Source organism: Bacteroides sp. ET489, assembly GCF_030518095.1.
In the GTDB taxonomy this organism is placed as follows: Bacteria; Bacteroidota; Bacteroidia; order Bacteroidales; family Bacteroidaceae; genus Bacteroides; species Bacteroides ndongoniae.
The window spans coordinates 150,010-163,653 of sequence record NZ_JAULLJ010000001.1; the positions used below are offsets into that span (position 1 = coordinate 150,010).

Here is a 13,644-nt window from a genome sequence, read left to right on the forward strand (position 1 = left end):
ATGAAGTACGCACAGAAATAGTACCGTTAATCCTTTATACACATTTCACATTGTATTATGAATGACACTATTACCATAAGAGCAACCAAAAAATCTCTTAGCACCGCAATAAAGGCATTATTTGCAGGATATAAGAAACATGCAAAGTACTCGGACGCTTACAAACTATCTTTAAGCGTCGCAACTCCGGGTCTTGTCACAGCGAAAGTCCTTGGAGGAGAATACACGTTTGAAGCCGAAACAGAGGGTACTGGCAGTTTCTCCGTTTCCTACAGGTGGTTCAGATTGTTTGTAAAAGACTGCAAAACGAAGCAAATCTGTATGGCGGTCAATGGCGGATCCTTATGTTTGAACAATACCGCTACAATTAAAGTAGAATATACAACCGCCGACATAAATGTTCCCTTGTCACTGTTCTACACACCAGGCGAGATAACGAGGGTTGACTGGCCTAATATCAACGAACTGATTATAGATTACTGGGGACTTAAGCCTCAAATTGAAGAAGCAGAAAATCGCATTAAGGATGTGATCAATACCGTATATATCAAGTTGGCCGACTACTTACCGCCAAATTCAACAGAAAGCAAAATAAAAGAGAAGATTCGGGAAATTATAGCAGGAAAATGATGTGTTAACCAAATAGTGAATGATGATAACGAAAGAAGATTTATACAGTATAGCCGGCGTTTCAAGTAAAATGCTTGACAATGGTATGGAGTGTGTTACCCTGAATGGTGATGTTACAGATAGTTTGCCATCTCAACTCAAACTATATGGACTGACTTTAAAAGGTTGCTTTTCACTTAAATCATTACCTGAGGATCTGGACATCAAATATCTTTCCATACAGCAATGCCCCAACATAGTCCGTTTGCCGGAATCGCTTCAACTGGAGCAAATATATCTATTCCAGTCAGAGATAGATACTTTACCCGTCCATTCATCTTGCTGGAAAGAATTAGTATTGATAGATTGTCCCCATATAAAGAAAATTCCAGATACCTGTACGGCCTTTGCAGGAGATTTATTCCTGGAGGGTTGTAAGAATCTTGAATCACTTCCCGACATTAAGTCCGTTTATGGCAATCTGAATATAGCAAAGACAGCCATACGTCAATTGCCGGAAAACATCATCATAGGAAATGATTTGGAAGCATATTGCAGCTACATAGAAACGTTGCCGAAAAATATCCGCATTGGCAGAAATATATATTTATCCAATTGTAAGAATCTGAAATCTTTGCCTGATGGTCTGGTCGTCAATGGAGATCTGGACTTGAGTGAGTCTGGCCTGACAGAACTTCCTGACAAATTGATCGTTGGCGGAAATATAGATATCAGGTCCACCCGCATTCAAGAACTCCCCGACAACTTGATTGTAGGAGGAAAGATAATGATGGATGAAAATCAGGCAAACGCTTCGAATGTAAGAACAGAGCTTCCGGCCGACCTGCCCCATCTAATTTGGAAGGACAGCGGATACATGTATGTCAAGGACAATTTGTATAAAGTGATTGAGCAGCACGACGATTATTGGATTGTTATTGCCCCCATCCTCGACGTGTATCGGGAGATAACTGGCTCTAATAGCATAGATAGTGAATACCGATTTTATGTAGTGAAAAAAGGTACTCATTATGGCATTGGAAATAGTTTGAAAGAGGCACAAGAAGATTTGAGTTATTCTTTGTAGAATCTGTAGCGTTAAAACAGTGAACTTCCAATAATAAGAGTAATATTGATTAAATAATATCATGCTAATTTATTATTAAAAAAGACTGATAGATATTATAACTGTTTTGTAATTCTTGATTAGTCACAAAATAAATACAATATGATAAATATCCACATTAAGAGTTTTGCTAAAGATACTACCCTTCTTTCACAAGAGGATGAAGCCGCAAACCAATTGAAGAACAAACTCCAAGAGGATTTAGCTCAATATCCTAATGCGAAGGGTACAATATATATCATGACAAGCATACGTATTTTCGGCCAGAAACGGAATGACATAGATATACTTGTTATGGGATTTATAGAAAATCTAACCCTAAAGAACATCAATACCAAGAATTACAGCGTAGTAAAAGAGTTGGACATTAAAAGTTTCATTTGTAACATAGAACTTAAATCGCACTCTGCAAATTGCGTAAAACGTGAAGGCACAGATTATATAGTCTATTATTCCGATATTCCTCATAATGCCTCCCAACAATGTTGTGAAGCGAAGTTTTCATTATTCAACCATCTAAATGACCAATTGAATATCAAACCGTTTATTTGCGATGTACTTTGGTTCAATGGATTGTCAAAGACAGATTTGTCATACATGAGAGGCTGCACAATTGACAACGCATTGCACAGAGGATTCAAATTCAGAGATCTTGTTAACGTAATTCTCCAACAAGCCAATGTTATCAAAACCGAGATGTCAAGATACTGTTTGGATAGCTTTAATGATGGTGCAAAGGAGTATAAGTCTATTGTTGACCTGTTTACAGTAGAGAGAAAGCCACAAGGTTTGACCAAACAAAAATTCGAATTGTTAAGTCAAAAAAATACAGAAGTTGAAAAGCTTTTGTCAGACGTTGGCAATAAGCTTACTATTGTCACTGGAAGAGCAGGGACAGGGAAAACTGTTCAGTTACTGCAATTAGCATTTCTTCTTGCGAATGAAAATTATGCAAAACGTTGCTTGATTCTTACTTACAACAACGCCTTGGTGAGTGACATCAAACGTTTGATCGACTATACCCCAATGCCATCGAAAGTTGACGGACGTACAGTATCAATCAAGACTATACATTCTTTCTTCCAAACATTGATGAAAGAGATTGGCGTTGATGTCAATCACCTGAACCCACTGAAAATAACCTATGACAATGACTATAATCTTGCATTAGAACAACTTTATGATTTTATAGTAAAAACATGCGAGAAAGAAGATATTGATGCTCTGAAGGACATGGCAGAAAACACAATCGATTGGGACTATATCCTGATAGACGAAGCGCAAGACTTCTCAGATTTAGAGAAAAAAATACTTTTCAAGATTTATGGTGCAAACAGATTGGTGGTTGCTGATGGCGTGGATCAATTCATGAGAGCAGGTAACCGTCAAATTTGGGAGAAAGGGGTTGAGAAGTCTCTTGTACATAAACCGAAAGCTATGGAATTGGAACGAAGACAGAAAACCAATCTTGTATCATTTGTTAATGCTTTTGCGCGTTTAGCCAATCTTGATTGGAAAGTCAAGCCAAATGATGAATTGCCAGGTGGAGAGATTAAAATCTACTCAAAATTCATGAAATCAACATACGACATGCTCAAAACTAATTGCGAGAGGAACAACTGTGAGAATTACGACATACTTATCCTTGAACCTCCAACTTTGGTTAAAACAGATGATAAAGGTAATAAATCCTTTTCTAAAGCAGAAACATACGCCCTGGCTGGCATACCTATATTTGATGGCATTAACAACAGGAATAGAACTACCTACCCGACAAAAGATCAATGCCGTGTGTTTCAATATGATTCATGCAGAGGGCTTGAGGGATGGTGTGTTGTATGTGCCAACTTTGATGAACTTATTCAATATAAATTAAATATATACAAGCCTACTGAAGATGAATTATGTTTTGATCCGGAAGTGGCTAAGAAACGGAATGTACTATTATGGGCGCTTATGCCATTGACACGACCGATAGACACATTGGTAATAACGTTGTCTGATACGAATTCGAAGATTGGAAAAATGCTTAAGCAACTTGCTGATACATATCCAGACTTCATTGAATGGAATATTATTTAAATTAAATTAGATATGGACAGTTTCTTTTATAAAAATTATTATGAGTACTTCCTTTGGAATAATGGTCTGATTGAACACTTTTTTAAGAAAGGAAAGAGCGAGATTTTACTCCACATAGACAAACAACTCTTGGAAGAAATTGGTAAAAGCAAAGGTATTGAGGCAGATGATTATCAGAACGAGTTTATTTCAAGTGTAGAGAATTTCTGCGCTCATTACAATAGATATATTTGCACAACAAATGACCCAAATGGAAATAATGTTTGCGGTCATTTTGATTGCAAATATTATTCTAGTATTTTCTGTCTGAAGAGCAATAGGCGTTTAGATGTGCTTGCAGTTGCAAACCATATTTATTCAAAGGATATAAAATACTTTGATAAATACGAAGATAACGAAGGTTGTATAAGAATTCGTGTATCAGAAGGTAAAAAACCATCAGTGCATAGCATGCCATTCTTTGCCATAATAATCTATGTTATCTTGAAATTCGATAATGGCAAAACGCAAGAATGGAATAATGTCGGAGAAAATATTTCTCCTAAATCGAGAACTTTCATTCCTGAATTATGGGAGAAGATAAACCTATTTGACAATAGGTTTGACAAAGATGCCAGTGTATATGACCATTCTAATTCAGAATATGGAGACTATGCTGGAAGAATCTTATATCATCTACCGCTTTCTGCATCTACACGTAACAAAATACAAGATGCCATATATAAGTCGAGTATCTGGAAATTAGTTGACTCAAAATCATTCGTTGATATCATTGGCCTTATAATAAATTCTCTAAAAGATATTAAAGCTAATGAGGAACTAAAAAATATCTTGTTAAGTTGTTACTCGTCAAACGATTATAAAGGAATATCAGCCCGTAAGATTCAGTCCGTAATAGACGATTTTGATATTGATGTTTATGAAAGCAATTTAGCTCAACGGAAGGAGACGAAAGATTACAAAGAAACTATAGTAAACGGTGAGTTTGCATTGGGTGTATATATTCCAGATGATGAAGAACAAACGAACTCAATCGTCTTACTCACTACTGTACAGCAATATGTGAATGAAGGTGGTTTCTGCATAAATGAAGGGAAATCAGGAACACTGGCTGGTTATAATACATCATTTGTAAAATTGCAAAACCAGTCAGAAGAAATAGAACTGAAGGATTATGCTTTAAAGAAAAACTGTTATCATATCACACCATTGCCTACTGAAAATGTAATCTTTTTTTATGAGTATGATGATAGCTTATTTATTCAAACTAGAACGATTAAACCTGCAAAATCTTATATCATAGCTGTCCGTAATGGTTCTGAGTCTGTTTTTAACCAATGGTGTATAGATAATAGGAACACGCTGGTGCAATGGCCCAATGAAGATACAAGAGATTTGTTTGGAGAGAACTGGACTATCTTCTATACAGAGAATAAGTTGAATGGCCAATACTATCAAAACGTAGCTACTAACTCAGAACGGCAAGAGTCATCAACCATAATTATGAAGGGAGGCATTAAGAAGAGCAATGGCTGCTATTTCATTAATGCACTTCCTTACTTTGAAATTCCAACTATTTATAATCCTGAAGACATAAAAGTCTTTATGAATCTTAATGGGGGCGATAGGGAAGACATATTTACTTATAAAGTGATAGATAATAGAATTATTTTGAATATCAAGGAAATGCCTATCGGAAGTTCTGAAATTGCTTACATGGATATCCGTCTTGAGCACAATGGTAACACAAATTATTGTTACAGTATAGATGTCTGCGGTCAAAGTATAATTTACGATCCGTCATATGCATACAGATTTGACCAATTCGGCACTAAGACAGAAAATGACCATACTTACTATGGCAATCATGTTGATATCAAATATCAATCAGCAAATGTCAGAGGCTTGTTTCAAATCAACAAAGAAGATTTCAACTCTATTTCGGATGACCTATATTTCACAAATTTGCTCGCCGCATGTTGTTACGATTCAAAGTACTCTGAAATAGCACATGCAAAGTTCAGAAAGTGTATTAGCTATGCAGCAACCCGTTTGAACATTAATATACAACAAAAAGAATTCATAAGTAATACAAAGAGAATTCTCAGTAAGGCAGGTTTGTTACACATTGACTATTCTACCGGCAAATGTCAAGCTATAGTACCTTCATTTATGCGAGTGCCATTTTCACTGTATCAGACCCAAGGATCTCAATTACTGATGTTGGGAGGTTGTTACACACGGGCATTTGTTGCAGATCTGATTAAGTATTGTGACGGACATCAGGTAAACATGTTTTGTATCAAGAATAAGAGCCAAAAAGATGAAGAAAAACTGTTGCCACCAATTATACTTCTTGGCCCCAATTTCTCTCCAAGTGAGTTTAGCAAAGAGTCTGGACAGCAGTGTGATGTGCTTGATAACCACGATTTTGCTTTGTCGTTACTCAATATAATACCTTCATATTCATATAACGATATCTACTCTAAATTCCAATTTAACGTTGGTTCGTCCAATTTTATTTCTCAACTCGAACCAGCCACAACTGTTGCTATACCAAGAATAAGGTCAATGAGAAGCACTGGCACACATAAAACCTGGTACATTGAAAAAGCAAATAATAAGTTTGCCAAAATTGAGCAAGGTATGTTACCGTGGGCATCAATCATTTGCCACCATGAGATGAATGCACCTATGGTAATTAAACAAAAAGATTATTCTGTCTATCTTCCAGCTACATTGCTGCTACCTAATTATGTTGACAGAGCTTTGTACTTAATGAATTTAGGGTTGCCTGAAACCCAAAAAGTATTTGTGTGCGGAACTCCTGGTAATACATACTACACATTAATGAATCAGTATAAGCTTCATGATCAAGATAGATGCAACATACTTGCCTCAAAGATGAGCAATAACCACAGTAATCTTGTAAGAGATGCTGTCCAAACTACACATAGAATGGAACTCTATAAATCCCAATTTAATGGGCGTAGATGTCTGGAGACGTATATGATATTAAAAAACCGTAAGGGCGCCGATGATATTTTGGCTGTAGCCCATAAACATAAAATATACTTAAATTGTCAAGGGAAATTTTACAGATTAGATACAAGAACCGTTAACGAGGCGATGTCATTCCTCATCCAAAACAAAAACAGATGGAAGTTTGAACCAAAAGGGGCATCGATTGGATATACAAAAAATGGCGGACTAACGTTTGAATCCGTTTTCACTTTGACCGATGAAGTAATTAAATTGCCTGACTTATCGCAATTTCATAAAGAAGATATTCAAATTATATAAGTTACTATGAAGAAATTTGAACATTTGTTTTCACAAGATCCAATTGGAGCTTTTGAAAAGATAGAAGAAGACTATAGACGTTATTTCAAAGCAGCGTATAAAATCAGCAATGAAAGGCTGGATGAAGAACGAATGGAAGCATTAGGCAACAACCTCAGCAAGGAACCTTATTTAGAAGTACTTCCTGAATATGCCCCTGCTACAAAGTTATCTACAATGGATGACCTGATAAATCGCTTCTCCGACTTTTTAGGCGGGAGAGAACACGCTAAAGAATTCTTCGAAGACTTCATCTCAAAAGGATTGATGCAAGGCCTGATGGATAGGTATATCCCTTACGGCCATCAGATAGGAATGCTGGAGAAAGCATTTGCTGGAATAGACGAAAATGGCAAAACACTTAAATACAAAAACACAGTCATCACTTCAGGCACAGGTTCAGGAAAGACAGAATCATTCCTGCTACCGCTGTTAGCAGATATATACAAAGAGTATATTAACAATAATTGGGGACAAGCCACTTCACACACCAATTGGTATGAAGGTGTTGTAGAAGGGCGAACCAATATAAGACGATATACACCTAATCAACGGTCAGGCGATCCGCGACCTGCAGCCATCAGAGCCCTTGTGCTCTATCCGATGAATGCCTTGGTCGAGGATCAGATGGCACGTCTTAGGGAAGCACTCGACAGTGATGATGTACGTAAATTTATGCAAGAAAAGATGAATGGAAACCGCATCTATTTCGGCAGGTACAACGGTGCGACTATTGCTCCGAAAAGTTATGATTTACTCAACGATCTTGATCACCGGAATACTTTTAACAGAAAGAGACAAGAAGTAGCAGAACAGTTGAAAGAGATTCATGATAATTTTGAATTTATCAATAATTACGTAAACAATCATCCGGATAAAAGAGATGCTCTGTACATTGAACCGAGACTTGGAGGAGATTTGACTACCAGCGAGATGATAACCCGCTGGGATATGCAGTATTGGGCACCTGATATTATGATTACCAATACTTCGATGCTCAGCATTATGCTTATGCGACGGGCAGAAAGCCAAATGTTTGAAGATACCAGACGTTGGCTGGCAGCAGAAGACCTTCCTATGGAACAGCGCGAAGAAGCCCAAAAGAACAGAATTTTTCACATCATTGTCGATGAACTCCACCTGTACCGGGGAACTGCGGGTAGCGAGGTGGCTTGTCTGTTGCGTATGTTGTATAATGCCATTGGTCTTGAACCTGTAGTAGATGACGGTCATGGAAACAAAATTCCGAATCCCCAGATCAAAATACTTGCTTCATCCGCTTCTTTAGGGGATGAGACTACAACACAAAAATTCATGGAAGAATTCTTTGGTATATACAGTACCATTGAAAGAGAAACGGTATTCAATGTTCAGGCTGGTTCCAATTACACAGGAAGCGAACAAAATATTACTATTGATTATACACTGTTTTCTGAGTTTAATCATGAAAACTTTATTGCGATTGAACTCGAAACAAATAATGCAAGTAATGTAGAAGATATACGCACGAATAAAGTAAAACGATTTATAAAGGAAAAATTCAATTGTGATTCCATAGCAGAATTCTGTGAAAAGTATGAAGAGCAGATCTTTAATGACTTTTTCAATTGCCTGCCTTCAAATAAAGATAGATCAAAAAGGCCGATTGCCCAATCTGAACTAATTAAATCTTTATTTAAAGGTAATAAGGAAGCTTATCGCGGATTCCTTATCTTTAGAGGTTATATAGATACTCTTTACAGAAATCATAAATTGCCAAGATTCCGTTTTCATAAGTTCTTTAAGTATATCGAAGGGCTATGGGGTGAATTGAACCCTTCTTTATCTGATGAAGTTCCACCTGTAAAGAATCTCAGCTACAATGCAAAGGAAGTAGGAGCAAGAAAGGTACTTGAACTGCTCCGTTGTGAAAATTGTGGTCAACTGTTTATAGGGGGGAATAGAAAAATGGAAGATAACGGTAGCATTTCACTTACATTAAACTTCCCTAATCTGGAGCAAATACCTAATTTCAATCCGACACCGATGGTTCAGAATAAGAACTATCTGGAGTATGCGATTTTCTGGCCAAAAGATTTGGATACACAAATCCAATTGACTAATGGAAATGCTCAAGCAGGGGCAAATAATCATGTAGTGGAAATTTCATCCGGTAACAATATTTATGATTTAGGCAAAGCTCAATGGGTTCCAGGTTACTTGGATTCCTTAACAGGGAGGTTTATCCCAAAAGATAGATCCATTTCGCCTGAGACAGGAGAACTCTACCCCACTATTCAAGAAAACGGCATTCAAGGATTCCTTTATCAAGTTGTGAATAACAATGATCAAGAGATTGATAGTACAAGAGCTTCCAGAATTTATGCAGCTCCATGTACTTGTCCGCATTGTTTACAGGATTATACTTTACGCAAATATACACATTCACCTATTCGTAGTTTCCGAACTGGTATCGATCGTAGTAATCAGATCCTCAGCAAGGAATTATTGTATCAATTAGATGATAAATCCGCAAAGCTTATTGGTTTTTCCGACAGCAGAGAAGATGCCGCCAAACAGGCACTGGGTATTGAGAAGGAACAATATCGAGACATGATTCGTATGCTATTTGTTGAGTGTGTCAATGAAGTTGGCATTGATGATATTGTTGATTTTGTTAGACAGAGACTAGCAGCTGGTGAACAATGGGACACAATCAATGAAGAAGTTATGGCTAGATGGTTGCGTCCAGACATTCTTGCAATAATGTATGCTATCATGATTGCAGTTACGACTAACAATTACACAGGTTTAGCCAGATTCTCTCCAAATAATATTCCTTTATCCGACCTCATCAGCAGACATGCTAATAGTTTTGATGGAACTTTAGTAAGAAAATTACTGCAAAGAGGTATTAATCCGGCAGGAGAGGCTTACAAGTTTCAGTGGTACAGAAGAGATAATGCACCAGGTTTGTACCATTGGAGCACAGCTTACGACTTCAATACTTTTTCATTAGTAAGCAATCCTCACTTTTTTGATAGCGCATACACCCGACAAATCAGGAATCAACTTGAAAATGCAGTATTTGCCAACTCGTTTGGCAAATACATGGGTGTAAGCGTATTAGATGCAGGTATTGGTTATATCAGTGGACCACAGTCAGCTGATATTGAAAGATCACAAGAGTATCAAGCGTTAAGAAATCTATTGCCAGCAAATATCAATGTTTATGAATTCGTTGACGCATTCATCCGTGTAATGGGTGACAACTATCTCTATCCAAGCGTAGAAGGTGGAAATTCTTATACAGATTACGCAAATCTTAAAGCCTCTGTAAAACGCCCTATTGGAAAATTCTGTACTGAAAATAATATCGATGAAAACCAATTGGGCAATGCTCTTGTTGCTTACTTGAAAATAAATTGTACTGACAATGAAATTCTTTCTCTTGAACTTGAAAAATTGTATTTCACCAAAATGACAAAGGACAGGTATCTGAAATGTCCTAGATGTGGTCGAGTGCATCCCAATATGGGATTCGGTTTCTGCACCAATACATGCTGCATGACAACATTAGATCCTCGTATTACAATTGATACCGATTCTTTGCACAATCATTATATCTCATTTGACATTTTAAAAGAGAAAAAAGCACCAAGAAGGCTTCATACAGAAGAATTATCAGGACAGACTGATGATATCCAAGCACGTTTACGGGAATTCAAGGATCTAATCCTGATAAATGACGATGACCCAACAAAACGTGGTAAAGAAATGACAATGCCTATTGATATGCTTTGTGTTACTACTACCATGGAGGTCGGTGTTGATATTGGTAGCTTGCAAGCCATATTCCAAGGTAACATGCCACCGACACGTTACAATTACCAACAGCGTGTCGGTCGTGGTGGTCGTCGTGGTCAAGCGTATTCTACCGCATTCACGTTCTGCCGCGGAAGGAGTCATGATGTGTACTATTATGAAAAAGCTACCGACGAAATGGTAGGTGGAATACCCGCAACTCCGACATTGTCTTTGGCTCCATATCGAGACTCTGATGGCCAAATGCGAATGAAAAAAGCTATAATGAAACGTGTTGTCGTGAAAGAAATACTCCATCAGGCTTTCATAGGACTTCGCTATCAATATGACCTTCAAGATACAGCAGGTGAATTTGGACGAATAAGTGAATGGAATAATACCAATAAGGCAACATTACAAAACTGGCTGACAAATAACGAGGTAGCTGTTATTGCGATAGTACATCGATACTTTGACCAATTCAACACAAATGGTCAAATTCAAAATGATATAAAGGATATTATAAACTGGATATCGAATGATATGATTAGCCAGATTGATAATGCCGTTCACAAAGCAACTAATCCTGACATGGGATTAGCTTCTTATTTGTCTGAAGCCGGATTCCTGCCTATGTATGGAATGCCTTCTGATGTGCGCAACTTTTACCATGGCTATGATAGTGTATTTAATAGGGTAAAGAGTATTGACCGTTCCAGTGAGATTGCAATTACTGAGTTTGCACCTGGGTCAGAAAAGACGAAGGACAAGGGTAAGTATAGAGTTGAGGGATTAACAATTCCAATTATGGAAGAAGCTAATGCTCAAAATAATATTAACTTCTACAATCCTAATGGAGATGCGTTGTCTGATAGATATATACTATCGTACATCAAGAACATAGGTGAGAATGATAATAACATAATAGAGATCACAGAGGCTCCACATGATACTCCAGCCAATCAAATAAACTTGAAAGATAATCAACGTCTTATTGTGATTCCTCAAGCCTATCGCTCTTTAGATATAGTGGGAAATACAGGTACTCCCGTAGAGAACAATGACAAAGGAAGTAGTTTTACTCAAAGCCAGATCTTTGCGCGAGACAATAGCTCTTCGATGACAGGATCTAACAAGAAAACGGTCTGCAATGTGGACATTTCGATGTATGAAATGGGATTAAATGAAGATCCTACCGTATGGCATGTGAATAGCAATAATAACAGATTCTATACAGGTGCTTATTCTGCAAACCTACTGGGACAGCCTAATGGCAATACTGCGAACTTTATGTTCTATGACAAAATCAATGTAAATGGCAAAGAAGAGATAGTAAGAAAAGGACAAGGTCAAAATACAATCGACATTGCATTGGGATCGAAGAAAGTCACAGAAATGATTAAATTGGAACTGAAATCATATCCTGCTGTCCTTGATTTGTCATTAGAAACTGGTAATAAATCTGCTATCAGAGCCGCATTCTATTCAGCCGCTTTCTTATTACAACGAGCGTTGGCAGACAAACTTGATGTCCAACCCGATGAAATAGAAATATGCGAAAAAATTAATGAGAATTTTGCATATCCTACGCTATATCTGAGTGATGCGTTACCTAATGGTGCTGGCATTGTAAGCTACTTATATCAAGACGGAAAATTAGAAGAACTGATTAGGCGTACCATCGATTTCGATTCTTTTGATGTAACAAAAACGCCCAAAGACAAGAGTTTTATGCAATCCCTAATCTCCCAAGAGCATAGATGCAACTGTTTGACCGCATGTCAGAAGTGCCTCTTAACATACAATAACAGAGGATTTCATCATGTGCTTGATTGGCGACTCGGAGTGGGTATATTGCGTTTAATGTTAGATGAAAATTATGATTTCGGATTTGACACGAATACGCGCGCTAATTATGAGGAGCTTCAGGATTGGAATCACATTGTACATGAATGTGCAAAGAAATTCAATCTTGAAGCGCAAACAGAAGAGCAGTATTATTGGATTAATAGGAATGGAATCTGTTCAATATTCTATCATCCATTATGGAATAGAACAAAGGTAATAGAGATGATTAATGAAGAATATATAGGTTTAAAAATGTTCAATACCTTCAAAATTCTACGGTCTGATCTGACAGAGGATAGGGTTGACAATTTGGATGCTCAGATACAACAACAAGGTGCGAATTGGCTAAATAGAATAAGACGAAACAATCAGCCTATACCTCCTGCTGGAACTCCTCAATCAACATCAGATATCGAACTACAATGATCCTCATAAATATTCAATAAACTAAAAGAACTAACGTCTCTACATACAATAATAGCGACTGTCACTACGAAATAGTTGCAGCCGCTATTGTTTTTGTAAGTACATATTCCGGAAGATACCCGTGTTCATCATTTCCAATGATCTCCGTTCACTCCCCAGTTAAAATTGGCAAAATTGATATTTCCGCAAATCTTCATTAATACGATTCTCAAAGAAAGCTGCAATAAATATATTAACCCCAAAGCCTAATACAGACACCAAATTCCGTAAAAAAGGTACCTTTCCCCCACTTACGATTACAAAATCTACGCTTCACTTGACGTACTTTTGTATCAGATAAAAAACGAGAAGAGAACTGAAAGAAAAAGAAGGTGATAGAATGAAAAGAAATGTCGAAGACTGGATGATTTGCATTCTACATACACTGT

At 37.2% G+C, this 13,644-nt stretch carries 5 protein-coding genes; all 5 read left to right on the forward strand.

Annotated features, from left to right (window positions below; translation table 11 throughout):
* Positions 1 to 57 precede the first annotated feature (57 nt).
* The 5 genes from Q3C19_RS00655 to Q3C19_RS00675 all read left to right on the forward strand — a co-directional run bounded on the left by Q3C19_RS00655 (position 58) and on the right by Q3C19_RS00675 (position 13,216).
* Positions 58 to 630, forward strand: coding sequence for a hypothetical protein (locus Q3C19_RS00655; protein ID WP_302726476.1), 573 nt, complete (start codon positions 58 to 60; stop codon positions 628 to 630).
* 19 nt (positions 631 to 649) lie between these two features.
* Entirely contained in the window at positions 650 to 1,696 is a 1,047-nt protein-coding gene (locus Q3C19_RS00660; RefSeq protein WP_302726478.1) for a hypothetical protein, read from the forward strand.
* 141 nt (positions 1,697 to 1,837) lie between these two features.
* Positions 1,838 to 3,817: a UvrD-helicase domain-containing protein gene (locus Q3C19_RS00665; protein ID WP_302726480.1), complete on the forward strand. Its 1,980-nt coding sequence runs from the start codon at positions 1,838 to 1,840 to the stop codon at positions 3,815 to 3,817.
* A gap of 12 nt (positions 3,818 to 3,829) precedes the next feature.
* On the forward strand, positions 3,830 to 7,120 hold the full coding sequence (locus tag Q3C19_RS00670; RefSeq protein WP_302726482.1) for a hypothetical protein: 3,291 nt from the start codon (positions 3,830 to 3,832) through the stop codon (positions 7,118 to 7,120).
* A gap of 6 nt (positions 7,121 to 7,126) precedes the next feature.
* Positions 7,127 to 13,216: a DEAD/DEAH box helicase gene (locus Q3C19_RS00675; RefSeq protein ID WP_302726484.1), complete on the forward strand. Its 6,090-nt coding sequence runs from the start codon at positions 7,127 to 7,129 to the stop codon at positions 13,214 to 13,216.
* The last annotated feature ends 428 nt before the right edge of the window (positions 13,217 to 13,644 follow it).

Bases quoted from the DNA above. Each gene is read 5' to 3' on its own strand.
- Q3C19_RS00655 (WP_302726476.1), top strand. From the start codon at position 58: ATGAATGACACTATTACCATAAGAGCAACCAAAAAATCTCTTAGCACC.
- Q3C19_RS00660 (WP_302726478.1), top strand. From the start codon at position 650: ATGATGATAACGAAAGAAGATTTATACAGTATAGCCGGCGTTTCAAGT.
- Q3C19_RS00665 (WP_302726480.1), top strand. From the start codon at position 1,838: ATGATAAATATCCACATTAAGAGTTTTGCTAAAGATACTACCCTTCTT.
- Q3C19_RS00670 (WP_302726482.1), top strand. From the start codon at position 3,830: ATGGACAGTTTCTTTTATAAAAATTATTATGAGTACTTCCTTTGGAAT.
- Q3C19_RS00675 (WP_302726484.1), top strand. From the start codon at position 7,127: ATGAAGAAATTTGAACATTTGTTTTCACAAGATCCAATTGGAGCTTTT.